Origin of the sequence: Gilliamella sp. ESL0443, assembly GCF_019469165.1 — a bacterium.
Classification (GTDB): domain Bacteria; phylum Pseudomonadota; class Gammaproteobacteria; order Enterobacterales; family Orbaceae; genus Gilliamella; species Gilliamella apicola_E.
This window is the reverse complement of sequence record NZ_CP048263.1, coordinates 96,948-122,236: the sequence shown is the minus strand read 5'-3', so window position 1 is coordinate 122,236 and position 25,289 is coordinate 96,948. Positions and strand designations below refer to the sequence as shown.

The following is a 25,289-nucleotide window of genomic DNA, read 5'->3' as shown; positions in this document are numbered from 1 at the left end:
GAGTATGATCTTTGTTCATCTCATTACCAACGACCAGATGCACCGCCACCACCACTGCGGCCACCACCGCCACCACTAAATCCGCCACCTCGAGAACCACCGCTAGAACCACCAAAACCGCCACTTCCTCCGCGATTATTTCCTCCTCCGCCAGCTCCGGGAGTTAAAATGCCGCTAGCCATGGTACTTAAACAAAATACGACACACATTATAACAAACATCAAAAATGCTATCTCAAGTATATATTCCACATGCCAAAGAGTGTATCCAGCAACAGATAATGCGTTAAATAAACCAGTACGAAAACATTGTTTGGTTTTATCTTTACGATATAATAATTTGGCAAGTATAAAACAAATAACGAATGACACCAGCGCATAATAAGCGAAGTTTTCTGTAAATAACTGTTCAATCCTAAGGCCTTGTTCATTATCTTCACATTTCGGGGAAGGATTATCGATTTTTTGTTTCAGCACAGATAAGGCATTATCAATACCCTGATAATAGTTATTTTGTCGAAATTGTGGTGCTAATTGCTCACGAATAATTTTACTGGCCACTAAGTCGGTAATAGTTCCTTCAAGCCCATAGCCAACCTCAATTCGCATGAGTTTATCATCTTTTACAATAAGTAATAAAATACCATTGTCTTGTCCTTTTCGACCGATTTTCCATTGAATAAAGACTCTATCTGCGTATTGTTCTACCGTTTCATCATCCAGTTTGGAAATCATTAAAACCGCTATCTGGGCACCATCTGTTCGAGGCTTTTCAAAGCCAATTAGGCTTGATTCTAATGACTCTTTTTGAGAATCGGTTAAAGTTTGAGTCGTGTCGATAACACGATGTGCAAATTCCGGGATGTCTGTTAGCCCATAACAAAACCAACTGAATATTAACAATAAACTACTTAGAAAATATCTTTTCATTATATTTTCCGCCTCATGACTAACAACGCTAAATAAAACTATTATATAGTCAAATCAAAATCTTACTATTAAAACTTAAAGAGTATGATCTTTGTTCATCTCATGACCAACGACCAGATGCACCACCACTGCGGCCGCCACCTCCGCCTCGGCAAATTCTACTCGAATAGCTATATGAAGATCGACTGCTTCTGCCACTCCCGCTACGACTTCTTCTTATGCCGTTTTTACGACTGATAGCGATGAATAACAAGTTAGCAAACACATAATTTATACCAAAAATAAAAACGACATCGGTAAGATATAAGTAACTAAAACCGTGAACATACCAAGTTACAATAAGGAGAAACAAACTATTTGATAGTGATGTGATGATAATGCGTTTAAATTCACTTTTTTCGAATTTAACCGTGAAAACGAACAAACAAAAAAAGAAAACACTTTCCAGCTTTGTTGAATAATCCAGTTAAACATCATATCTAACATTTCACTTAACCCAATTCTATGATTATTCTGGGCTTGTTTCTCTGGATTAATTTCATTACCTATTATGACATCTTTTAATACCGAAATTGCATCATTAATACCCTGATAATAGTTCTTTTGCTTAAATTGTGTGGCTTACTGTTCCCTAATGATGTGGCTAGCGATTGTTGTAAAAAATAAACTGCTATTAATCGATATGATTAAGGCGCATATAGCGCCTTATTTTTTATCCTATTTACCAGCTACCGGAAGCGCCACCACCTCCACTGCGACCACCACCACCGCCGCTAAAGCCACCACCTCCGCCGAAGCCACCGCTAGAACCACCAAAACCGCCTCCTCCTCGATGATTTCCTCTTCCGCCGCCTGCTCCGGGAGTCACAATGCGGCTGGCAATGGTACTCAAAATAAATACCACAAACATGATAAATACTATAATAAATATATCGCGCATATGCCAAAGGGTAAATCCACCAACAGATAGTGCGTTAAATAAACCAGTAAGAAGACATTGATTGGTTTTATCTTTACGATACAATAATTTGGCAAGTATAAGACAAATAACGAATGACACCAGCGCATAATTACTCAACATGGAAGTAAAATCTTCTGATGATAACAAGTTAAAGCCTTGTTCGTTATCTTCACTTTTCGGGGCAGGATTATCGATTTTTTGTTTCAGTGCAGATAAGGCATTATCAATTCCTTGATAATAGTTATTTTGTCGAAATTCTGGCGCTAATTGTTCACGAATAATTTTACTGGCCACTAAGTCAGTAATAGTTCCTTCAAGCCCATAGCCAACCTCAATTCGCATACGTTTATCATCTTTTACAATAAGTAATAAAATACCATTGTCTTGTCCTTTTCGACCGATTTTCCATTGAATAAAGACTCTATCTGCGTATTGTTCTACCGTTTCATCATCCAGTTTGGGAATCATTAAAACCGCTATCTGGGCACCATCTGTTCGAGGCTTTTCAAAGCCAATTAGGCTTGATTCTAATGACTCTTTTTGAGAATCGGTTAAAGTATGAGTCGTGTCGATAACACGATGTGCAAATTCCGGGATGTCTGTTAGCCCATAACAAAACCAACTGAATATTAACAATAAACTACTTAGAAAATATCTTTTCATTGTATTTTTTGCCTTATGATTAACAACGCTAAATAAAATTTTACTTTTTACAACAAACAGTTAATTGCGATCCATTTAATAAAGCGTTTAGACAAGATATCATTGGTTAACTAAAACTAATATATAGCCGAATCATAATCTTACTATTAAAACTTAATGAGTATTATCTTTGTTCATCTCATTACCAACGACCAGATGCACCGCCACCACCACTGCGGCCGCCACCTCCGCCGGTTCGGGAACTTCTACTCGAATGGCTATATGAAGATCGGCTGCTACTGCCACTCCCGCTACGACTTCTTCTAGTGCCATTTTTAAAACTGATAGCGATGAATAACAAGTTAGCAACTACATAATTTATACCAAAAATAAAAACGACATCGATTAGATATAAGTAAGTAAAACCGTGAACACACCAAGTTACAATTAGGATAAATAAACTATTTGATAGTGATGTAATGATAATGCGTTTAAATACATTTTTTTCGAATTTAACCGTGAAGGCTAAACAAACAAAAAAGGAAAACACTTTCCAGCTTTGTTGAATAATCCAGTTAAACAACATATCTAACATTTCACTTAACCCAATTCTATGATTATTCTGGGTTTGTTTCTCTGGATGAATTTCATTACCTATTGTGACATCTTTTAATACCGAAATTGCATCATTAATACCTTGATAATAATTATTTTGCTTAAATTGTGGAGCTAACTGTTCCCGAATGATGTGGCTAGCAACTAAATCAGTAACAATGCCTTCAAGCCCATACCCCACTTCAATACGCATCTGTCGGTCATCTTTTACTACTAACAATAAAATACCATTATCCAGCCCTTTTCTTCCAATTTTCCATTGGTTAAAAACTCTCTGCGCGTACTGCTCTATGGTTTCGTTGTCGAGTTTTGCGATCATCAAAACCGCTATTTGCGCCCCATCAGTTTTCGAGTGTTCAAATTGAATTAGGCTTGATTCTAAAGACTTGACTTGCGATGCACTTAAAGTATTGGTTGTATCAATAATATGACTATTAAAAGCAGGAATTTCAGTCAAACCATAACTAAACCAACTAAGCATTAACAACATACTAAAGAAAACATATTTTTTCATTATATTTTGACCAAAATGACCTGCAATAGAATAATATTATTACTTTTAAAAAACGCATATCAAAAGCTAATCTACTCTATTTTAGGTTTAAGTAGTATAAGACATCAATAGGTAGAAATGACTATTATATAGCCAGATAACAATTTTGCTATTAACATCTGCTTTTTTTATCAAGTTTTGCCGTCATGGAAATTTGGCACTATTTATTTTGTATTGGGGAAACTTAATAGAGCTTTATTGTACAATATTTCTATGTGATCGAGTTAAGGTATGGTCATAACTCGATCTTAAAGGAAGAGAATTTCAGTTGATCGATACCAACTGATGATTAACAGCAAACTTAACACTCAATATTTTTTGAGCAATTATGTTTATTGAAAGTTAACTGCGGGTGCATTTGAAATTTCTTTTTCATTATCAACCGTAAATTGCTGTTTAGGTTCTACACCTATAAAGCCAGCAATCCACTTATTTGGTATTTTTCGGATATAAATATTAAACGATTGAACTGCTTGTATATATCGTCCTCTGGCAACTGCGATCCGATTTTCAGTGCCTTCTAACTGGCTCATAAGATCCTGAAAAAGTGAACTGGCTTTAAGATCTGGATAGTTTTCACTGACAGCAATTAAGTGGCTTAAGGCAGTACTTAATTCTGATTGCGCTTGTTGGAATTTAGCAAATAAAGCCGGATCGGTTAGCTGATCAGCGTTGATTTGAATTGAGCCAACTTTACTTCTTGCTTCGGTCACTTGAGTTAACACTTCTTTTTCGTGTGTAGTATAACCTTTAACCGTATTAACTAAACTTGGAGTTAAATCAGCCCGACGCTTATATTGGTTGACAACTTCTGACCATGCAGCTGCTACACCTTCGTCACGAGTTTGGATATCATTGTATCGACTAAAACAAAAAAATGCTCCAACAATAATTAATACCAAAACACATAATAGAAATTTTGATTTCATTGTATATTCCTATAAATAGTTGAATTTATGGATAGCTTAACAAATGAATACATCAAAAAATAGAATTAAAATAAGCTATCTGCGATTTTTAAACACTTATTTATACCTCAAGTTTAAATCTCACTAACAAATTTATACCGATATCTCGATAAAAAGAACAAGCTCTGAAAAAAACAAGGAATGTAAGTTATCAATCTGTGGACTCACTAATATTGAATTGGCTATATTGCAAATTAATGTCGCCTTAATCCACACTGTTTAAGATAATTTACTCAATATTATTATAGCCATTTTTATAATGCATGCTATGTATAATCCTAATTTACGCATAAAAAATATACCGCTTATTTTTATTCTTGATCATAAAACTTTTATTAATGATGATTTAGGTAGATTTTACCAATTTATAATAAGCGGTTTATTATTTGATAATTATTTATAATACACTTTCAAAGCATTCTAACTGTGCTGGCTCATAGTAAATATCGTTATTATTTGGTCTATTTCCGGTATTACGATGAGTATGTTTGAATTGTTCTGAGTTTACCCAAGCGTCGAAATCGGCTTTTGATTCCCACTCAGCAAATGATGAAAATAACGTATAATTTTCCTCAGTTTTCCCCTTTAAAAAATAAAAACGATTAAAGCCTTTCATCTCTTTTAAATGGGTATCACGATTACGCCATATTTCAATAAAAGCCTCTTCACTACCTCGTTTTACTTTAAATCGGTTCATGACAATATACATATCAAAACTCCTTTTTTTAAATACACATAAAAAAATAGCACGTGCTTACACGTGCTATTTTAATAACTTAGTCCTACTGACTATTGATTTTCTTCTGCAGAATTGAGTAATTCTGCTAAGTTAGCTGTTGCTTCTTCAGCTGAAACAGTTGGTTGAATTTCATCATCAATAGGCATTGTACGTTTACGCAAACGCTCTTTATGATAAGCATAACCAGTACCAGCTGGAATCAAGCGACCAACAATAACGTTTTCTTTCAAGCCACGAAGCTCATCATTTTTACCAGCAACTGCTGCTTCAGTTAATACGCGAGTCGTTTCTTGGAACGATGCCGCAGAAATAAATGATTCAGTAGTAAGTGATGCTTTAGTAATACCAAGCAAATCATGCAAGTAAACAATTGGCTCTTTACCTTGTGCCTCAAGCTCACGATTAATAATCTTCAAGCGTGAAACTTCAAGTTGTTCGCCGTCAAGTAAACGAGAACCACCCGGATGAATAACTGTCGCTTTACGTAACATCTGACGAACAATAACTTCAATATGTTTATCATTGATTTTTACACCTTGTAAGCGATAAACTTCTTGAACTTCGTTAACGATGTAACGTGTCACTGCATTAACACCACGTAAACGTAAAATGTCATGTGCAGATTCTGGACCGTCAGAAATCACATCACCACGTCCAACTTGTTCGCCTTCAAATACGTTGAGTTGACGCCATTTTGGAATCATCTCTTCATATGGATCACTACCATCTAGTGGAGTGATAATTAAGCGACGTTTACCCTTGGTTTCTTTACCAAACGAGATAATACCATCGATTTCAGCAAGAATTGCTGGCTCTTTAGGTTTACGTGCTTCAAATAAGTCAGCAACGCGTGGTAAACCACCGGTAATATCTTTAGTACCAACCGATGCTTGTGGAATACGTGCAAGTGTATCACCCACATTGATTTCAGCACCATCTTCTAATTGTACTAATGCTTTACCTGGTAAGAAATATTGAGCAAGCATCTCTGTACCTGCAACATAAATATCTTTACCTTTAGCATCAACAATCTTGATTGCTGGACGTAAATCTTTACCAACACCTGTTCGTTCAGCGACATCTAAAATAACAATTGATGATAAACCTGTTAATTCGTCGGTTTGACGTGTGATAGTTTGACCATCAACCATATCAACAAATTTAACAAAGCCTTTCGCTTCAGAGATAACTGGCATGGTATGTGGATCCCAGTTAGCAACTGTTTCACCGGCATCAACCGCTGCACCATTACCTTTAGTTAGAATCGAACCATAAGGAACTTTATAAGTTTCTTTCATTCGACCTAATTCATCGATAATCGTTAATTCAGCATTACGAGATGTAATAACCAGTTTCTTATCTGGGTTAGTTACAAATTTAGCATTAGATAATTTGATGCTACCTTTGTTTTTAACTTGAACACTTGATTCTGCTGCTGCTCGTGATGCCGCACCACCGATATGGAACGTACGCATGGTTAACTGTGTACCTGGCTCACCGATTGATTGAGCAGCGATAACACCGATTGCTTCACCTTTATTTACTAGGTGACCACGGGCTAAGTCACGACCATAACATTTCGCACAGACACCAAAGTCAGTATCACACGAAACAACTGAACGAACTTTAACGCTATCGACAGATTCTTCTTCAAGTAAATCACAATAGTTTTCATCAAGTAGTGTATTACGAGGAATTAAAATATCCGCACTACCTGGTTTCAATACATCTTCTGCTGTTACACGACCTAATACACGTTCACGAAGTGGCTCTTTAACATCTCCACCTTCGATAACTGGTGTCATCACTACGCCTTCTAACGTGCCACAGTCATCTTCAATAACGACTAGATCTTGAGCTACGTCAACTAAACGGCGAGTTAAGTAACCTGAGTTCGCAGTTTTTAATGCGGTATCGGCAAGACCTTTACGCGCACCATGGGTCGAGATAAAGTACTGAAGAACGTTTAACCCTTCACGGAAGTTTGCCGTAATTGGTGTTTCGATGATTGAACCATCCGGTTTTGCCATCAATCCACGCATACCAGCTAACTGACGAATCTGAGCTGCAGAACCCCGCGCACCAGAGTCGGCCATCATATAGATGCTGTTAAATGAAGATTGAACTTCTTCTTTACCTTCATGATTGATCACTTTTTCAGTTGATAAGTTATCCATCATCGCTTTAGCAACACGTTCATTGGCTGCTGCCCAGATATCGATAACTTTGTTATAGCGTTCACCAGCGGTAACTAAACCTGATTGGAACTGTTCTTGAATTTCAGCAACTTCAATTTCAGCTTCATTGATGATTTGTAATTTTTTAGCTGGAATTTCCATATCATCAATACCAACCGATACACCAGAACGTGCTGCATAAGCAAATCCGGTATACATTACTTGGTCAGCCAAGATAACAGTTTCTTTCATGCCTAATTGGCGATAACAAATATTTAAAATTCGTGAAATCGCCTTTTTACCAAGTGGTTGATTGATGACAGAGAAGCTCATACCTTTAGGCATAATTAACCATAAGATAGCACGACCAACTGTAGTATCAACCACAGAAGTTGTATCTTCCCACTCACCAATACTATTGCGGTGGCTTTCAGTAATACGTACTTTAACTTTAGCATGTAGCTCAACAAGACCTAAGCGATACAGTTTTTCTGCTTCTTTAGGTCCGGTTAAAATCATACCTTCACCTTTCGCATTAACTTTATCACGAGTCATGTAGTAAAGACCTAATACCACGTCCTGAGAAGGAACAATGATAGGTTCACCACTCGCAGGTGAAAGAATGTTGTTGGTTGACATCATTAACGCACGCGCTTCTAATTGCGCTTCTAACGTTAATGGTACATGAACCGCCATTTGGTCACCATCGAAGTCAGCATTGAATGCCGCACAAACTAATGGATGTAACTGAATCGCTTTACCTTCAATTAGGATAGGTTCAAATGCCTGAATACCTAATCGGTGAAGTGTTGGTGCACGGTTTAGTAATACCGGATGCTCACGGATAACTTCATCTAAGATATCCCAAACAATTGCATCTTCACGTTCAACCATTTTCTTGGCTGCTTTAATGGTAGTTGCATAACCACGACGCTCTAATTTACCGTAAATAAATGGTTTGAATAATTCAAGCGCCATTTTCTTCGGTAAACCACATTGATGTAATCGTAAGTATGGACCTACAGTGATTACTGAACGACCTGAGTAGTCAACACGTTTACCTAATAAGTTTTGACGGAAACGACCTTGCTTACCTTTAATCATATCGGCAAGTGATTTTAATGGACGTTTGTTAGAACCGGTAATTGCACGGCCACGACGACCATTATCAAGTAATGCGTCAACAGATTCTTGTAACATACGTTTTTCGTTACGTACGATAATATCTGGCGCTGCCAAATCTAATAAACGTTTTAAACGGTTATTACGGTTAATCACTCGACGATATAGATCGTTCAAATCTGATGTTGCAAAACGTCCGCCATCTAGTGGTACTAATGGGCGTAAATCGGGTGGCAACACAGGTAATACGTTTAAGATCATCCATTCTGGTTTATTTTCTGATTGAATGAATGCTTCAATAATCTTAATACGTTTAGTCAGTTTTTTACGCTTAGTTTCAGAATTGGTAGTTTCAAGCTCATCACGTAGTGCTTCACATTCAGCTTGCACATCGATATTACGTAGTAATTCTTGAATTGCTTCGGCACCCATACGAGCATCGAATTCATCACCAAACTCTTCTAACGCATCTAAATATTGTTCTTCTGTTAAAATTTGACCGCGTTCTAAGTTTGTCATTCCGCCGTCAAGAACCATAAATGATTCAAAATAAAGCACACGTTCAATGTCACGAAGTGGCATATCTAATAATAGACCAATACGTGATGGTAATGATTTTAAAAACCAGATATGTGCAGTAGGTGATGCAAGCTCAATATGCCCCATACGCTCACGACGTACTTTAGCTTGTGTGACTTCTACACCACATTTTTCACAAATTACACCACGGTGTTTTAAACGTTTATATTTTCCACATAAACATTCATAATCTTTTACTGGTCCAAAAATACGTGCACAAAACAATCCGTCACGTTCCGGTTTGAACGTACGATAGTTAATTGTTTCAGGTTTTTTAACTTCACCAAAAGACCATGAACGAATCATATCAGGAGAAGCAAGGCCTATCTTGATAGCATCAAAATCTTCAGTTTTAGTTTGTGCTTTTAGAAACTTTAGTAAGTCTTTCACAATTGACTCCTATGGAGTTAAACCAATTAGATAACTTATCATTGCTGATAAGTTATCCCTATAAATAGAAATCATTTCAGTTAGTTAAGATTACTCTTCATCTAACTCGATATTAATACCTAACGAACGAATCTCTTTTAATAATACATTAAATGATTCTGGAATCGCAGGCTCCATACGATGATCACCATCTACAATATTTTTATACATCTTAGTACGACCATTCACATCATCTGATTTAACAGTTAACATTTCTTGTAGAGTATAAGCAGCACCATATGCTTCAAGTGCCCATACTTCCATCTCACCGAAACGTTGACCACCAAATTGAGCTTTACCACCCAATGGTTGTTGTGTAACCAGACTATATGAACCTGTAGAACGCGCATGCATCTTATCATCAACTAAGTGATTCAATTTCAGCATATACATGTAACCTACAGTTACTGGACGTTCAAATTGCTCACCTGTACGACCATCAAACAATGTAATTTGACCTGAAGTTGGTAAATCACCCAGCTCAAGTAATGACTTGATTTCTTGCTCTTTTGCACCGTCAAACACTGGTGTAGCAAGTGGCATACCATTACGTAAGTTTTGTGCCAATGTCATCACTTCTTGGTCAGTAAATTCAGCAACATTGACTTTCTGTGCTGCCCCTAAACCAAGGTCATAAGCTTTCTGAATGAAATCACGTAATTTAGCTAACTCTTGCTGTTCTTTTAGCATTGCATCGATCTTCTGACCAATACCTTTTGCCGCCATACCTAAGTGAGTTTCTAAAATCTGACCGATGTTCATACGAGACGGAACACCAAGTGGATTCAATACGATATCAACTGGACGTCCTTTATCATCATATGGCATATCTTCAATTGGGTTGATTTTAGAGATAACCCCTTTGTTACCATGGCGACCCGCCATCTTATCACCAGGCTGAATTTGACGTTTAACTGCTAAGTAAACTTTAACAATTTTGAGAACTCCAGGTTGTAAATCATCACCTTGAGTAATCTTCATTCGTTTAGCTTCAAGCTTCTTATTAAATTCAGCTTTGATTTCATCATGTTGTTCAGCAAGTTGTTCTAATTGAGCTTGCTTACTTTCATTAGAAATACCAATGGTTAACCATTTTTCACGTGGTAAAGCATCTAATTTGTCTGCTTTAATACCACCAGAAATTAATACATCACGGATACGAGCAAACAATGCTGCTTCTAAAATTTTAAGTTCTTCAGTTAAGTCTTTTCTTACTTGCTTGAGTTGCATCTCTTCAATTTCAAGTGCACGTTTGTCTTTTTGTACACCATCACGAGTGAAGACTTGAACATCAATAACCGTACCTGAAACACCATTTGGTACACGTAATGAAGTATCTTTAACATCAGATGCTTTTTCACCGAAAATAGCACGTAGTAATTTCTCTTCTGGTGTTAATTGCGTTTCGCCTTTAGGCGTTACTTTACCAACAAGAATATCACCACCTTTTACTTCAGCGCCGATATAAACAATACCAGACTCATCAAGTTTAGAAAGTGCTGCTTCACCCACATTTGGAATATCAGCAGTAATTTCTTCAGCACCAAGTTTAGTATCACGAGATACACAAGATAGTTCTTGAATATGAATCGAAGTGAAACGATCATCTTGTACCACTTTTTCAGAGACTAAAATAGAATCCTCAAAGTTATAACCGTTCCATGGCATAAATGCCACGCGCATATTTTGACCAAGTGCTAACTCACCTAAATCCGTTGATGGGCCGTCTGCAAGTACATCACCACGCTCAACTTTTTCACCTAATTCCACGCATGGAATTTGGTTAATACAAGTATTTTGGTTAGAACGGGTATATTTAGTTAAGTTGTAAATATCAATACCTGTTTCACCGGCATACATTTCATCATCGTTAACGTTAATAACAATACGTGAAGCATCAACATATTGTACTGTACCGCCACGACGAGCAACCGCAGTTACACCTGAGTCAACCGCAACCGCACGTTCCATACCAGTACCAACAAAAGGTTTTTCTGCTTTTAATGTTGGTACAGCTTGACGTTGCATGTTCGCACCCATCAAGGCACGGTTCGCATCATCGTGCTCAAGGAATGGGATTAATGAAGCACCAACAGAAACGATTTGTTGTGTTGATACGTCCATATAATGAACTTGTTCCGGGCTATATAAACCAGATTCACCATTTAAACGGCAGGTCACTAAATCTTCTTTAAAGCGACCATCGTCATCAAGATTTGAGTTAGCCTGAGCTATAACAAACTCACTTTCATCGATTGCTGATAAATAGTTAATCTCATCAGTCACAACACCGTCAATCACTCGACGATATGGCGTTTCTAAGAATCCATACTCATTGGTACGTGAATAAACCGCTAATGAGTTAATTAAACCGATATTTGGACCTTCCGGCGTTTCAATCGGACATACACGACCATAATGTGTAGGATGTACGTCACGCACTTCAAAGCCTGCACGTTCACGAGTTAAACCACCTGGACCTAATGCAGAAATACGACGTTTGTGAGTAATTTCAGATAATGGATTGTTTTGATCCATAAACTGAGATAATTGGCTAGAACCAAAGAACTCACGAATTGCCGCTGAAATTGGTTTAGCATTGATCATATCTTGTGGCATTAATGAATCAAGATCACCTAAAGATAGACGCTCTTTTACAGCTCGTTCAACACGAACTAAACCAATACGGAATTGGTTTTCAGCCATTTCACCAACACTACGGATGCGACGATTGCCTAAGTGATCGATATCATCAACTTCACCATGACCATTACGGATGCTGATTAATTTCTTCATTACATCAACGATATCAGCTTTTGTTAAGACACTTTCGCCTTCAATATCGTCTCGTCCTAAAGAACGATTGAACTTCATACGACCTACCGCTGATAAGTCATAACGTTCGTCGGAGAAGAATAGATTATCAAATAACGCTTCGGCTGCTTCTTTTGTTGGTGGCTCGCCTGGACGCATCATTCGATAAATTTCAACTAATGCACCTAATCGATCACGTGTTGAATCAACATTTAATGTTTCAGAAATAAATGGTCCATGATCTAAATCATTAGTGAATAATGTTTCAATTTTCTTATAACCAGCATTAGTTAATTCAAGTAATAGTTCTAAAGAAATTGGTGTATTGGCAAAAGCAATAACCTCACCAGTTTCTTCATCAACATAATTTTTTGCTAAAACTTTATTTACAATATATTCAACTGGAACGTCGATTTTAGTTACTTTATCTTTTTCAAGCTCACGAATATGACGAGCTGTAATACGACGACCTTTTTCTGCGTAAACTTTGCCTTTAGATTCGATATCAAATAGCGCTGTTTCACCACGTAAACGCTCTGGCACAAGTTCCATTTTTAATTTTGATTTGCCTACTTCGAAAATAGTTTTTTCGAAGAACATATCTAAAATTTCTTCAGTTTCATAACCTAACGCACGTAAAATAATTGTTGCTGGAAGTTTACGACGACGGTCGATACGAGCAAAAAGATTATCTTTTGGATCAAATTCGAAATCAAGCCAAGAGCCACGATAAGGAATAATCCGAGCATTATATAAAACTTTACCAGAAGAGTGCGTTTTACCTTTATCACTGTCAAAGAACACACCTGGACTACGATGTAATTGTGAAACGATAACACGTTCAGTACCGTTAATCACAAAAGTACCATTGTCCGTCATTAAAGGGATTTCGCCCATATAGACGTCTTGCTCTTTAATATCTTTAACTGTTCCTTCTGGCGCATCTTTATCATAAATAACTAAACGTAATTTAACGCGCAATGGTGCTGAGTAAGTGATCCCTCTGATTTGACATTCTTTTACATCAAACACAGGTTCGCCCATTTTAAAGCTTACGTATTGTAACTCAGCGCTACCACTATAACTTTTTATCGGAAATATTGAACGGAATGCGGCTTCTAAGCCATATTGACCTTCTGGGTCTTGCTCAATAAACTTCTGGAACGAATCAAGTTGAATAGAAAGAAGATACGGTATATCCAAGACTTGTGGACGCTTACCAAAATTCTTACGAATTCGTTTTTTCTCGGTATAAGAGTAAACCATTAGTTCCTCAACTTGCTTATCTGCTATTTTAGCATGATTAAATATTCATCAGGGTACTACGAAATGATAACGCCTGACACCTCATCGAAAATATCTATAAATATCAATTGATTAGGCTTAATAAATATATTATTTCTTTATTACTTTTTATTGATAATCTTCAAATAAAATTATTTGACTTATTACAGCGCAAAAAGGCTGGAGGTATAAAACCCCCAGCCGTTTAGCTTGCTATTGATAAACTTACTTAAGTTCGACAACTGCACCAGATTCTTCAAGTGCCTTTTTAAGTTCATCTGCGTCAGCTTTGCTAACACCTTCTTTAACTGTTGCTGGAGCTGATTCAACAAGGTCTTTTGCTTCTTTTAAGCCTAAGCCTGTTGCACCACGAACTGCTTTGATAACAGCTACTTTGTTAGCGCCAACATCTTTTAAGATTACATCAAATTCAGATTTTTCTTCAGCTGATTCAGCTGGACCAGCTGCTGCAACTGCTACAGCTGCTGCTGCAGAAACGCCAAATTTTTCTTCCATCATTGATACAAGTTCAACAACATCCATTACAGACATTTCTGCAACTGCATCTAAAATTTGTTCTTTAGTGATAGACATAATATAGTTTCCCAAATTTACATTTTTTTTATTAATAAAATTCACAATCACAGCGCTATTAAGCAGCTTGTTTTTGATCGCGAACCGCTGCAAGAGTACGAACCAATTTGCCAGCTGCGGCTTCTTTCATGGTTGACATCAAGCGAGCTAATGCTTCTTCATAAGTAGGTAATGTTGCTAAGCGATCAATGTTCGCTGCAGTAATTAACTCACCTTCAAAGGCTGCGGCTTTAATCTCAAAATTATCATTTTCTTTTGCAAACGCTTTAAAAATACGCGCAGCAGCACCTGGGTGCTCATTTGAAAATGCAATTAGAGTTGGACCAACAAACGAATCTTTTAAGCACTCGTATTGAGTTCCCTCAACAACACGGCGTAATAAGGTGTTACGAACAACACGCATATAAACACCAGCTTCACGAGCAGATTTACGTAATGCAGTCATGTTTTCTACAGTTACGCCACGAGAGTCAGCTACAACTGCAGATAGCGCACCTTTGGCGATTTCATTAACTTCAGCAACAATTTCTTGTTTATTTTGAAGATTTAGTGCCATTGGTATTGCTCCTGGATTAAACTAGGCAAAGCCTAGAATTATTTAAACTAACTACAAATGTAATTAGCACAATCACGATGAGCAGAATGCCTGTATTATATCTTATCAGGTTCTGTCACCGTCTACGTAGGAAGATTAAGTAATTAAATATCAATTACACCTACGGTCTTGGACGGGGTCTGGTTAAGGCCAGACACCAACCGATTCTTTGTTTAACAATTAATTAAACAGATGCGTTTAAAGTTGCTTGGTCGATAGCAACACCAGCGCCCATTGTAGTAGAAAGACTAACTTTCTTCACAAATACACCTTTTGAAGATGCTGGTTTTGCACGTTTTAATGCAACAAGTAATGCTTCTAAATTCTCTTTAAGCTTATCTGCATCGAAATCAGCTTTACCGATAGTAGTATGGATAATACCATTTTTATCATTACGGTAACGGATTTGACCAGCTTTAGCGTTTTTCACTGCTTCAGCAACGTTAGGTGTTACAGTACCGACTTTAGGGTTTGGCATTAAACCACGTGGCCCTAAAATTTGACCTAATTGACCAACAACGCGCATCGCGTCTGGAGATGCAATAACAACATCAAAGTCCATTTCGCCTTTTTTGATTTGATCCGCTAGATCATCCATGCCAACTAATTCAGCACCAGCTTCTTTAGCGGCATCAGCGTTTGCACCTTGAGTAAATACTGCAACACGTACACTACGTCCGGTACCGTGAGGAAGAACGATAGCACCACGCACATTTTGATCTGATTTACGTGAATCAATACCTAAATTAACTGCAACATCAACGCTTTCAGTAAATTTAGCAGTAGCAAATTCTTTTAATAAAGCGATTGCTTCATTGATTTCATATTGTTTAGTCGCGTTTACTTTTTCGCGGATAAGTTTAGCTTTCTTAGATAATTTAGCCATGAATTAACCCTCCACTTCCAAGCCCATTGAACGAGCAGTACCTTCAATAGAACGCATCATCGTTTCAATAGTTGCACCATTCATATCAGCAGCTTTCAATTCAGCGATTTCACGAATTTGAGCGCTTGTTACTTTACCTACTTTTTTCTTATTAGGTTCACCAGAACCAGACTTGATTTTAGCTGCTTTCTTTAATAATACAGCCGCAGGAGGAGTCTTAGTTACAAAAGTAAATGAACGGTCAGAATATACTGTAATAACAACAGGAATAGGTAGACCTTTTTCCATGCTTTCTGTTTTAGCGTTAAATGCTTTACAGAATTCCATGATGTTAACACCATGTTGACCAAGTGCTGGACCAACTGGTGGACTAGGGTTTGCTGCACCAGCTGCAACTTGCAACTTGATGTAGGCTTGTACTTTTTTTGCCATTTTAGTTTCCTTTTTCTCGGGTGCAAACGCTTCTATTAATCAATAGACAGCTCCCCTAAGTTAAATGAGGGCGAAATTATCCTACAATTAATACAAAAATGCAAGACTTTTTATTAGCGGATAAAATAAAAGCAGGAATAACCCTGCTTTTATATAATAATGAATGATACTAAAGTACGTCGATCGCATTAAGTTCTTTAAATGCAAGTTCTAAACGAGCAACTAAAGATTCTTGACCTTTACGTAACCATACGCGTGGATCATAATATTTTTTATTTGGAGCATCAACGCCTTCAGGGTTACCTAATTGACCTTGAAGGTAAGCTTCATTTGCTTTGTAATATTCTAAAACACCAGCCCAGTTTGCCCATTGCGTATCAGTATCGATGTTCATTTTAACAACACCGTAACTTACTGCTTCTGCAATTTCTTCAGGAGTAGAACCAGAACCACCATGGAACACAAAGTTCAATGATTTAGCTGGTAAATTGAATTTCTCAGATACATATTTTTGAGAGTTATCTAAAATTTTTGGCGTTAATTTAACATTACCTGGTTTATAAACACCATGAACGTTACCGAATGAAGCTGCGATAGTGAAACGTGGACTAATTGCACTTAAACGTTCATAAGCATAAGCAACATCTTCAGGTTGAGTATAAAGTGCTGAACTATCCATATGGCTATTGTCAACACCATCTTCTTCACCACCAGTACAACCAAGCTCTAATTCTAATGTCATTTTCATTGCTGACATACGAGCAAGATATTGACAGCAAATATCAATATTATCTTTTAAAGATTCTTCTGAAAGATCGATCATGTGAGAAGAGAATAGAGGTTTACCCGTTTTAGCAAAGTGAGCTTCACCTGCGTCAAGTAATCCATCAACCCATGGAAGAAGTTTTTTAGCACAGTGGTCGGTATGAACGATAACTGGCACACCATATTTTTCAGCCATAAGGTGAACATGTTTAGCGCCAGAAATTGCACCTAAAACAGCAGTTTCTTGCCCATCTAATTTCAATCCTTTACCTGCGATGAATTGAGCACCACCATTAGAGAATTGAACGATAACAGCAGAACCAACTTTAGCCGCAGTTTCGATTACTGCATTAATTGTATTAGTGTCAACACAGTTAACAGCTGGTAATGCAAAATTATTTTCACGAGCAACTTGAAACACTTTTTGAACATCATCACCGGTTACAACACCAGGTTTAACGACATCAGAAATCTTTGTAGCCATTTTAATACCTATAGATTTATTTATATAAAAATTAAAGGATGAGTGATTGGCTCATCCTTCATATAGAAAACTATTACGCTTTTGCTCTCTCTTCTAGCATTGCAACAGCAGGAAGTTTTTTACCTTCTACAAACTCTAGGAAGGCACCACCACCAGTTGAAATATAAGAGATTTTATCTTCAATACCAAATAAATCAATTGCAGCTAATGTATCACCACCACCTGCGATTGAGAAACCTTGGCTGTCAGCAATTGCTTTAGCAACAATCTCGGTACCACGACGGAAATTAGGGAACTCAAATACGCCAACAGGGCCATTCCATAATATAGTTTTGGCTTTTTTGATAATGTCTGCTAATGCTTCAGCTGATTTATCACCTAAATCAAGAATTTGTTCATTCTCTTTTACATCGGCAACTGATTTTTCAGTCGCTGTTGCAGTTTCACTAAATTCTGTTGCTACACGAACATCAGTAGGAACTGGAATATGACAATTAGCCATTAATTTTTTTGCTTCAGGAATTAAATCAGCTTCATAAAGTGATTTACCAACATTATAGCCTTCAGCTGCGATAAATGTATTTGCAATACCACCACCAACAATAATTTGGTCAGCGATTTTTGATAAAGAATCAAGAACAGTCAATTTTGTTGATACTTTAGAACCGGCAACAATCGCAACCATTGGACGAGCTGGATTATCTAACGCTTTACCTAAAGCATCAAGTTCAGCTGCTAATAATGGACCAGCACAAGCTACTGGCGCAAATTTACCAGCACCATGAGTTGAAGCTTGAGCACGGTGAGCCGTACCAAATGCATCCATTACATAGATATCACAAAGTGCTGCATATTTTTTAGATAAAGTTTCATCATCTTTACCTTCGCCTACATTAAAACGTACGTTTTCAAGAACAACTAGTTCGCCTTCCTTAACGTCAACACCGTTAAGATAATCTTTTACTAGACGAACAGGGAAAGAAACATGTTCTTTTAAATAATCAACCACTGGTTGTAAAGAGAACTCAGGGTTATATTCGCCTTCAGTTGGACGGCCAATATGAGAAGTAACCATTACTTTAGCGCCTTTTTTAATGGCTTCTTCAATAGTCGGTAATGATGCTTTAATTCGAGCATCAGAAGTAACCTTACCATTTTTGACCGGCACATTAAGATCTGAGCGAATAAATAAACGTTTCCCTTTTAGATCAAGATCTTGCATTCTAATGATAGACATGAGACTTCCTCTTTTAAATATAAAAACAATAAAATTTTTGCTATTCTAACATAAAATTTCTTTTTAGGTTACATCCATTATCGGTTATATAGTAAACATTTAGTAGAAATTAGTTATTTATACTATATAGGAAATTTTTTTATGTAACAGCATTGACAATAGAAAGAAAATCAGGCATATTTCCCCGCCTTATTAATATGTATTTTTTATCTAAACTTGGGAGTTGACTTTGGCTAATATCAAATCAGCTAAGAAGCGTGCGGTTCAGTCCGAAAAACGCCGTAAACATAATGCTAGTAACCGTTCAATGATGCGTACTTATATTAAAAAAGTTTACGCAGCTGTAGCAGCTGGTGATAAACAAACAGCTGAAGTAGCATTCAAAGACATGCAAGCAGTTGTTGACCGTCAAGCGGCTCGTGGTCTAATCCACAAAAACAAAGCAGCACGTCATAAAGCGAATTTAATTAAACAGATTAAAGCATTAGCTTAATTTTCTAATCTGTTGACAATAGAGTTAAAGAAAATTGAAAAAAAGTGGTGTAAGCCACTTTTTTTATTTATATACTATTATTTAAATTTATGTGAATAAAAGAAAAGAGAGCGTATTGTGGTTCAGCGTGATTATGTAAGAAAAAAGAGCCAATCAAAAGGAAAAGCTAAAAAAAATAAGTCACGATTATTCCCATCTTTAATGATATTCCTTGCAATCATCATTATTATTTTGTTTTCTTCTATTCTATATTATCTTTCAACCAATTCTTCTGAAAAACCAGTTGAAAAACCAAAAGTCAAAACTGAATCACCAGCGATAACCCTACCGGAAAAACCACAAGAACGCTGGACTTACCTTAAAGAATTGGAAACACCAAATGCTAGTAGTAACTCAAATAAAGCGGCAAGCGAACGGCAACAAATATTAGATAGCTTTATGAATAACACCACGACCACATCGACTTTATCATCAAGTAATGATAATACTAAATGGTTACTACAATGTGGGGCTTTTAAAGATAAAACTAATGCAGATACATTAAAAGCATCTTTGGCAATGACCGGTATTAGTGGTAACATATCTTTAAGTCAGCAGTTATATCGAGTTACCGTTGGGCCTTATACAAATAAAGGTGATGTGCAAAAAGCATTAAACACTTTAAAAACGAATGGAATTAATAACTGTATTATTTCTAATTAAATAAGATATATTATGAATATACTTAAGCATATACAGACCTTTTTGGTAATGTTATGGTCTCGTATAAATCATGATCGTTTAACCTCTTCCTCGGCAGAACTAGCTTATACGACAATACTTGCATTAGTCCCATTAATAACTGTCGTGTTTTCTTTACTTTCTGCGTTTCCTATGTTTAATGAAGTTAGCCAATCCTTAAAACAGCTCATTTATAGCAATCTTGTCCCTACTGCAAGTGACACCATTCAAAATTACCTAGAACAATTTATTGCCAATACAAAAAAAATGACATTTATTGGAATTATCGGTTTAATAGTAACATCACTACTACTTATTAATTCTATTAATAATGCACTAAACCGTATCTGGCAAACCAAACGCAAACGTTCATTCATGTATAACTTAACCATGTATTGGACAATTTTAACATTAGGTCCTATTTTAGTTGGCTCAAGTGTTGCAGTAAGTTCTTATATATTTTCCCTAAAATGGCTATCGAATGCTGCTAGTGGTGATCTCCTACTAAGTACTTTACCATTTATCATATCGGTTGTTGGATTTTGGTTGCTTTACAGCATTATTCCAACTGAATCAATTCCATTTAAAGAAGCCGCAATTGGTGCGTTAGTTGCAGCAATATTATTCGAAATTGGTAAACGTGCTTTTGCACTGTATGTTACTTCTTTTCCGACTTATCAACTCATTTATGGGGTAGTTTCCTCAATTCCCATTATGTTAGTTTGGATCTACTGCTCTTGGTGTATTGTTTTGTTTGGTGCCGAATTTGCAGCAACACTCACTGACTATAATAAACAGCAAAAAGCGCTATTAAAGCCCCAATCTTAACTGGAATAATATAAATTATGATTGCCTTAATCCAACGCGTAAAACAAGCATCGGTTTGTGTTGATAATCAAATTATTGGTCAAATCGATCAGGGATTACTAGTTTTACTCGGTGTTGAACAAGATGACAACGAGCAAAAAGCGATACGCTTGAGTGAAAAAGTGCTCGGCTATCGTATTTTTAGTGATATTAATGACAAAATGAATCTCAATGTTCAGCAAATAAATGGAAAATTGTTGGTTGTTTCTCAATTCACCCTGGCTGCTGACACTCAAAAAGGTATGCGCCCAAGTTTCACAAAAGGTGCTCCACCTGATAAAGCTAATGAACTTTATCAATTTTTTGTTAGACAATGTCAGCAACAAATTGAGACACAAACTGGACAATTTGCCGCTGACATGCAGGTTTCTCTTATTAACGATGGACCCGTAACTTTTTGGCTACAAGTTTAAAAATTATTTTACTTTATTTAGCCATTCTAAAGATGCGTTATTATCAGTAAGACCTAGTTTACTCAGTTTATTTTCATAAAACTGTTTTACCTCGTCCCAACGGTAGTACGGATAATTATCGGTTTTCAATGGTAAATGCACTTCTCTTTCATTTAACATCATTTTGATTAATATGGGGTGATTAGGTTGATTATTTTGGTAAAAAATCCATTGAATATTAGCGCCCATAGGAATAATTTTTTCTGCTTGCCAAACAGATGGATAATCGGCCACTGAGTTAACGGTAGTATAAGTACCTTCAAGTTCAAGTAATGTTGCTAATGGCGAAATAGTTTCAGCATGAGCAAACCGTAAATTAGCATCAATATTTTTATCAGTTATTGCCTTATCAGCTGTTTTTAACATATCCAACAATAATGGTGCAGCAATTTTAATTTGGATACCATTGGCATCAAACGCTGGACCAATTTGTAAAAAACTTTTAGAAGTGACTACCGTGTCAAACCATAATAACTGATTTTTAGTGAAATAAAGGCTAAAATCAAGGTGATTATCAGCTAAAATTTCAGGAGAAAATGATAATAACTCCTGGTAAAGTTGATAAACTGCAATGACAAATTCTGTTGTTTTAATTGAAGATTTTTCCGATAAAGAAATCCCATTATTCAACTCATTACAAAAGCCTTGAGTAAATATCAAACTTGCAACATTTTGACTCAGCTCTACTGTTTTAGTCGAATTTTCTAGCGATTTTAAGGCATTTTTCACACTTTTACTCTTTTTATATTCTTTATAAGTCGGAGAATAGTCAAAAAAACGTAATAGTGTTTGTTGATCTTCTGGTTGTTGATAAATATTGATATCAGAATAGTTATTTTTAAATGTCTTAATAAAAATTTCTGCTGTTTCTTTAGCTCTTGGTGAGGTTGATGATAGCACTTCGATTTTTTGTCCTTTAAAAACCATTGGGTTATTGGCTAACATGCGTTGACTCATTAAACCAATATCTTTTCGTCCAAGATCAGTAAGATGTCCATAATGATTATTATTCAATGCTTTAATACGAATAATTTGCCTTAATAATGATTTTCCCATTTCGGTTAATTGATTATTTTTATCAGCTAAAATTAATACGTCATAAGCAATATCTTCATATTTAGGTTTACTAATATAACGTGAACCATGGCGGCCAATATGATCAATATAAAATGCTTGATATCCATCTGGTGCAGGAGTTTGTTGTTTATCATACTGATACGCGGTCTTTGAACCTGATGTTATCATTTCTGCAAAACTTAATGGTGAAAACATCAGTAAACTGATGACTAAGATTAAAAATTGGATAAAAAAAGATTGTTTTATAAAAGACATAATGACTCCTACCTAATAATATAAGAGCAAAATAACAAGAGCGTGCTTTTAAAGCATTTTATACCATTAATCACATAATTTAACTGAAAATCATACAATTATTTTTAGAATACTCTTTCAATTTTAAAAAAAAAGATTATCTTATTAGCTACTTTTTATAACTCATTTAACTGCTTTAAAACATAATGAAATTATATGGCCTTTCTGGTATTAAAATAAGCTGTGCGTTTATATCTGCATGCATAACTACACCTTACAACACAACTCGTTTTCTTAAAGATTTGATTGCCGGAATAACGGTTGGCATTATTGCTATCCCACTTGCTATGGCTTTAGCTATTGCAAGTGGTGTTGCCCCTCAACATGGCCTCTATACCGCAATTATAGCAGGCTTCGTGATAGCTCTCACTGGAGGGTCACGTTTTAGTGTTTCAGGCCCAACTGCAGCGTTTGTGGTAATTCTATATCCAGTTTCCATACAATTTGGCTTATCAGGCCTATTAATTGCCACTCTACTTTCAGGCATTTTTTTAATATTGATGGGTGTAATTCGTTTAGGTCGATTAATCGAATACATTCCTCTACCAGTAGTGCTAGGTTTTACTTCTGGTATTGCAATAACCATCGCCACCATGCAGATAAAAGATTTTTTTGGCTTAACACTAGAACACATGCCAGAAAATTATGTTAATAAAGTTATTGAACTAGTTAAAGCTTTTCCAACCATTAATATCGCAGATACCTTTGTTGGCTTAGTAACACTGATTGTTTTAATCATGTGGCCAAAATTTCGAGTAAAAATATCTGGCCATTTACCGGCTTTAATTGCTGGCATACTAACCATGTTAGTATTCAATCAATTTGGCTATCAAATCGAAACAATCGGTTCACGATTCACTTATACATTAGCCGATAACACTGTTGGTCATGGTATTCCGCCTGTTTTACCAGAATTTATCTTACCATGGGAACATGCAAGTTTCACATGGAATTGGTCAACAATAACCGCTTTAATTCCAATCTCATTAACAATGGCTATGTTATGTGCGATCGAATCACTACTATGTGCAGTTGTATTAGATGAAATGACCCATACCAAACATCATTCAAATAGCGAACTGATTGGCCAAGGTTTAGGAAATATCATTGCGCCATTTTTTGGTGGCATTTCAGCAACAGCGGCTATTGCGCGTTCAGCGGCAAATGTCAAAGCGGGCGCAACATCGCCAATTGCCGCCGTATTGCATTCATTAATCGTATTATTGGCACTTATCTGTTTTGCCCCACTTTTATCATTTATTCCATTATCAGCTATGGCAGCATTATTATTAATTGTTGCATGGAATATGAGTGCTATTCAACGCGTTATCTATATTATTAAATGCGCACCTAAAGACGATATCATGATCATGCTTATTTGCATGTCCCTTACCGTATTATTCGACATGGTAATCGCTATTACGCTTGGAATTGTATTAGCCTCAATCTTGTTTATGCGTCGTATTGCTAGTATGACTCGTTTGGTCGAATTGAACCAAAGCAATGAAAAGACGTTAGTTCTAAGAATTAATGGTCCATTATTCTTTGCGGCTGCTGAACGGACCTTTTTAGAGTTATACCAAAAAATCAATGGTTATCAACATATTGTTTTACAATGGGATGCAGTACCTATCCTAGATGCAGGAGGCTTAAATGCACTTATCCATTTTATTGATGAATTACCTGAACCAGTTGATCTATCTATTTGCGAATTGCAATTCCAACCATTAAAAACCTTAGCTCGGGCGAAAATTGTACCTAAATCAAATAAATTAATGTTTTACTCAACTTTAGATGAAGCACTGAAAGATAAAATTTAATATCAAAATTGATATTATTATATTGATTAAATATTATACTTAGTGAAAGTAAATCGTCCTAGTTTTCACTAAGTATTTTTTATCAGCTATGTACACTCCCCTTTTTCATATGAGTCAAGACTAGCTCAGAAAAATGGTGTTCATTTAATACATTACATTAACAATAGGAAATAAATATGATAGCTAATGAAAACACTATTCAAAGTTTTAAACAAAAATCCAATTGGTTTATTATTATTGGTATAGTTTTAATTATTCTCGGTTGCTTGGCATTGGGGTATCAATTCATGGCCACCGTTTTTTCAGTTTATTTTATCGGTTCACTCCTTTTTATCGCAGGGGTTATCCAAGTAATCCACTCTTTTAACATCAAAGGATTTGGCCAAACTGCTTTATGGGCAATCATGGGGATTTTATATATCTTCATTGGCGCTATGTCGTTTTTGCAACCGATCGCAGTCTCAAGTGCATTAACGTTATTAATTTCTTTATTATTGACGATTAGTGGATTTACTCAAATTTTTGCTGCAATGAGCAACCGCAACATACCTCGTTGGGGATGGGTCGTCTTTTCTGGGGTGATTAACATCATTTTAGGTCTTATGTTAATGGCAGGCTGGCCATATGATAGCGTTTGGGTATTAGGAATGTTTTTAGGTATAGATTTAGTTTTCCAAGGCTTTGCTTATATTGCAATTGGTTTTGCACTAAAAAATCATAGATCTTAAATTTCATTTTATTGCTCACAACATGGCTTGTGA

Annotated in this window: 21 protein-coding genes; 6 read left to right on the top strand and 15 right to left on the bottom strand. The window is 36.2% G+C overall.

Annotation, left to right across the window (positions count from 1 at the left end):
* Window positions 1-23: 23 nt before the first annotated feature.
* The 14 genes from GYM76_RS00535 to pgk form a co-directional block, all read right to left on the bottom strand.
* Window positions 24-929, bottom strand: coding sequence for a YgcG family protein (locus tag GYM76_RS00535; RefSeq protein ID WP_220225539.1), 906 nt, complete (start codon window positions 927-929; stop codon window positions 24-26).
* Window positions 930-1,029: 100 nt separating this feature from the next.
* Complete coding sequence (locus GYM76_RS00530) at window positions 1,030-1,281, bottom strand: hypothetical protein (RefSeq protein ID WP_220225538.1); 252 nt, start codon at window positions 1,279-1,281, stop codon at window positions 1,030-1,032.
* Window positions 1,282-1,650: 369 nt separating this feature from the next.
* Window positions 1,651-2,553: a YgcG family protein gene (locus tag GYM76_RS00525; RefSeq protein WP_065561821.1), complete on the bottom strand. Its 903-nt coding sequence runs from the start codon at window positions 2,551-2,553 to the stop codon at window positions 1,651-1,653.
* A gap of 181 nt (window positions 2,554-2,734) precedes the next feature.
* A complete protein-coding gene (locus GYM76_RS00520; RefSeq protein WP_220225537.1) occupies window positions 2,735-3,661 on the bottom strand; it encodes a YgcG family protein in 927 nt (308 codons plus the stop codon).
* 371 nt (window positions 3,662-4,032) lie between these two features.
* Complete coding sequence (locus GYM76_RS00515; protein WP_065561819.1) at window positions 4,033-4,629, bottom strand: LemA family protein; 597 nt, start codon at window positions 4,627-4,629, stop codon at window positions 4,033-4,035.
* A gap of 436 nt (window positions 4,630-5,065) precedes the next feature.
* Window positions 5,066-5,377 carry an antibiotic biosynthesis monooxygenase gene (locus GYM76_RS00510; protein ID WP_065735208.1) on the bottom strand — a complete coding sequence of 104 codons (312 nt, stop codon included), beginning with the start codon at window positions 5,375-5,377 and terminating at the stop codon, window positions 5,066-5,068.
* An 80-nt stretch (window positions 5,378-5,457) separates the two neighbouring features.
* Complete coding sequence (gene rpoC / locus GYM76_RS00505; protein WP_065561817.1) at window positions 5,458-9,675, bottom strand: DNA-directed RNA polymerase subunit beta'; 4,218 nt, start codon at window positions 9,673-9,675, stop codon at window positions 5,458-5,460.
* A 90-nt stretch (window positions 9,676-9,765) separates the two neighbouring features.
* Entirely contained in the window at window positions 9,766-13,794 is a 4,029-nt protein-coding gene (gene rpoB, locus GYM76_RS00500; RefSeq protein WP_065561816.1) for a DNA-directed RNA polymerase subunit beta, read from the bottom strand.
* A gap of 243 nt (window positions 13,795-14,037) precedes the next feature.
* The gene (gene rplL, locus GYM76_RS00495; protein WP_065561815.1) at window positions 14,038-14,406 is read right to left on the bottom strand and encodes a 50S ribosomal protein L7/L12; all 369 of its coding nucleotides are present in this window, start codon (window positions 14,404-14,406) and stop codon (window positions 14,038-14,040) included.
* 58 nt (window positions 14,407-14,464) lie between these two features.
* Entirely contained in the window at window positions 14,465-14,962 is a 498-nt protein-coding gene (gene rplJ / locus GYM76_RS00490) for a 50S ribosomal protein L10 (RefSeq protein WP_065561814.1), read from the bottom strand.
* A gap of 223 nt (window positions 14,963-15,185) precedes the next feature.
* On the bottom strand, window positions 15,186-15,887 hold the full coding sequence (rplA, locus tag GYM76_RS00485; RefSeq protein WP_065561813.1) for a 50S ribosomal protein L1: 702 nt from the start codon (window positions 15,885-15,887) through the stop codon (window positions 15,186-15,188).
* A 3-nt stretch (window positions 15,888-15,890) separates the two neighbouring features.
* The gene (rplK, locus tag GYM76_RS00480; RefSeq protein ID WP_034884321.1) at window positions 15,891-16,319 is read right to left on the bottom strand and encodes a 50S ribosomal protein L11; all 429 of its coding nucleotides are present in this window, start codon (window positions 16,317-16,319) and stop codon (window positions 15,891-15,893) included.
* 169 nt (window positions 16,320-16,488) lie between these two features.
* On the bottom strand, window positions 16,489-17,568 hold the full coding sequence (gene fbaA / locus GYM76_RS00475) for a class II fructose-bisphosphate aldolase (RefSeq protein ID WP_065561812.1): 1,080 nt from the start codon (window positions 17,566-17,568) through the stop codon (window positions 16,489-16,491).
* A gap of 73 nt (window positions 17,569-17,641) precedes the next feature.
* The gene (gene pgk / locus GYM76_RS00470; protein WP_065561811.1) at window positions 17,642-18,805 is read right to left on the bottom strand and encodes a phosphoglycerate kinase; all 1,164 of its coding nucleotides are present in this window, start codon (window positions 18,803-18,805) and stop codon (window positions 17,642-17,644) included.
* Between the two features lie 229 nt (window positions 18,806-19,034).
* On the opposite strand from pgk, the gene rpsT reads away from it, so the two are divergent.
* The 4 genes from rpsT (at window position 19,035) to dtd (ending at window position 21,298) form a co-directional block, all read left to right on the top strand.
* Window positions 19,035-19,298, top strand: coding sequence for a 30S ribosomal protein S20 (gene rpsT, locus GYM76_RS00465; RefSeq protein ID WP_025316521.1), 264 nt, complete (start codon window positions 19,035-19,037; stop codon window positions 19,296-19,298).
* A gap of 117 nt (window positions 19,299-19,415) precedes the next feature.
* Complete coding sequence (locus GYM76_RS00460) at window positions 19,416-20,000, top strand: SPOR domain-containing protein (protein WP_065561810.1); 585 nt, start codon at window positions 19,416-19,418, stop codon at window positions 19,998-20,000.
* Between the two features lie 12 nt (window positions 20,001-20,012).
* The gene (locus GYM76_RS00455; RefSeq protein ID WP_220225536.1) at window positions 20,013-20,846 is read left to right on the top strand and encodes a virulence factor BrkB family protein; all 834 of its coding nucleotides are present in this window, start codon (window positions 20,013-20,015) and stop codon (window positions 20,844-20,846) included.
* Window positions 20,847-20,863: 17 nt separating this feature from the next.
* Entirely contained in the window at window positions 20,864-21,298 is a 435-nt protein-coding gene (gene dtd, locus GYM76_RS00450) for a D-aminoacyl-tRNA deacylase (protein ID WP_220225535.1), read from the top strand.
* Window positions 21,299-21,301: 3 nt separating this feature from the next.
* Here dtd and GYM76_RS00445 read toward each other — a convergent pair whose 3' ends face one another.
* Window positions 21,302-22,669, bottom strand: coding sequence for a histidine-type phosphatase (locus GYM76_RS00445; protein ID WP_220225534.1), 1,368 nt, complete (start codon window positions 22,667-22,669; stop codon window positions 21,302-21,304).
* Window positions 22,670-22,854: 185 nt separating this feature from the next.
* On the opposite strand from GYM76_RS00445, the gene dauA reads away from it, so the two are divergent.
* Both dauA and GYM76_RS00435 read left to right on the top strand, forming a co-directional pair.
* Complete coding sequence (gene dauA, locus GYM76_RS00440) at window positions 22,855-24,528, top strand: C4-dicarboxylic acid transporter DauA (protein WP_220225533.1); 1,674 nt, start codon at window positions 22,855-22,857, stop codon at window positions 24,526-24,528.
* 176 nt (window positions 24,529-24,704) lie between these two features.
* Window positions 24,705-25,256: an HdeD family acid-resistance protein gene (locus GYM76_RS00435; RefSeq protein WP_220225532.1), complete on the top strand. Its 552-nt coding sequence runs from the start codon at window positions 24,705-24,707 to the stop codon at window positions 25,254-25,256.
* The last annotated feature ends 33 nt before the right edge of the window (window positions 25,257-25,289 follow it).

What these genes read in the sequence shown, in the direction of transcription:
- rplJ (WP_065561814.1), bottom strand. Translation starts at nt 14,962, where the DNA reads ATGGCACTAAATCTTCAAAATAAACAAGAAATTGTTGCTGAAGTTAAT.
- GYM76_RS00525 (WP_065561821.1), bottom strand. Translation starts at nt 2,553, where the DNA reads ATGAAAAGATATTTTCTAAGTAGTTTATTGTTAATATTCAGTTGGTTT.
- GYM76_RS00445 (WP_220225534.1), bottom strand. Translation starts at nt 22,669, where the DNA reads ATGTCTTTTATAAAACAATCTTTTTTTATCCAATTTTTAATCTTAGTC.
- rpoB (WP_065561816.1), bottom strand. Translation starts at nt 13,794, where the DNA reads ATGGTTTACTCTTATACCGAGAAAAAACGAATTCGTAAGAATTTTGGT.
- GYM76_RS00435 (WP_220225532.1), top strand. Translation starts at nt 24,705, where the DNA reads ATGATAGCTAATGAAAACACTATTCAAAGTTTTAAACAAAAATCCAAT.
- rplL (WP_065561815.1), bottom strand. Translation starts at nt 14,406, where the DNA reads ATGTCTATCACTAAAGAACAAATTTTAGATGCAGTTGCAGAAATGTCT.
- pgk (WP_065561811.1), bottom strand. Translation starts at nt 18,805, where the DNA reads ATGTCTATCATTAGAATGCAAGATCTTGATCTAAAAGGGAAACGTTTA.
- dtd (WP_220225535.1), top strand. Translation starts at nt 20,864, where the DNA reads ATGATTGCCTTAATCCAACGCGTAAAACAAGCATCGGTTTGTGTTGAT.
- GYM76_RS00455 (WP_220225536.1), top strand. Translation starts at nt 20,013, where the DNA reads ATGAATATACTTAAGCATATACAGACCTTTTTGGTAATGTTATGGTCT.
- GYM76_RS00535 (WP_220225539.1), bottom strand. Translation starts at nt 929, where the DNA reads ATGAAAAGATATTTTCTAAGTAGTTTATTGTTAATATTCAGTTGGTTT.
- GYM76_RS00515 (WP_065561819.1), bottom strand. Translation starts at nt 4,629, where the DNA reads ATGAAATCAAAATTTCTATTATGTGTTTTGGTATTAATTATTGTTGGA.
- dauA (WP_220225533.1), top strand. Translation starts at nt 22,855, where the DNA reads ATGAAATTATATGGCCTTTCTGGTATTAAAATAAGCTGTGCGTTTATA.
- GYM76_RS00510 (WP_065735208.1), bottom strand. Translation starts at nt 5,377, where the DNA reads ATGTATATTGTCATGAACCGATTTAAAGTAAAACGAGGTAGTGAAGAG.
- rplK (WP_034884321.1), bottom strand. Translation starts at nt 16,319, where the DNA reads ATGGCAAAAAAAGTACAAGCCTACATCAAGTTGCAAGTTGCAGCTGGT.
- GYM76_RS00520 (WP_220225537.1), bottom strand. Translation starts at nt 3,661, where the DNA reads ATGAAAAAATATGTTTTCTTTAGTATGTTGTTAATGCTTAGTTGGTTT.
- fbaA (WP_065561812.1), bottom strand. Translation starts at nt 17,568, where the DNA reads ATGGCTACAAAGATTTCTGATGTCGTTAAACCTGGTGTTGTAACCGGT.
- rplA (WP_065561813.1), bottom strand. Translation starts at nt 15,887, where the DNA reads ATGGCTAAATTATCTAAGAAAGCTAAACTTATCCGCGAAAAAGTAAAC.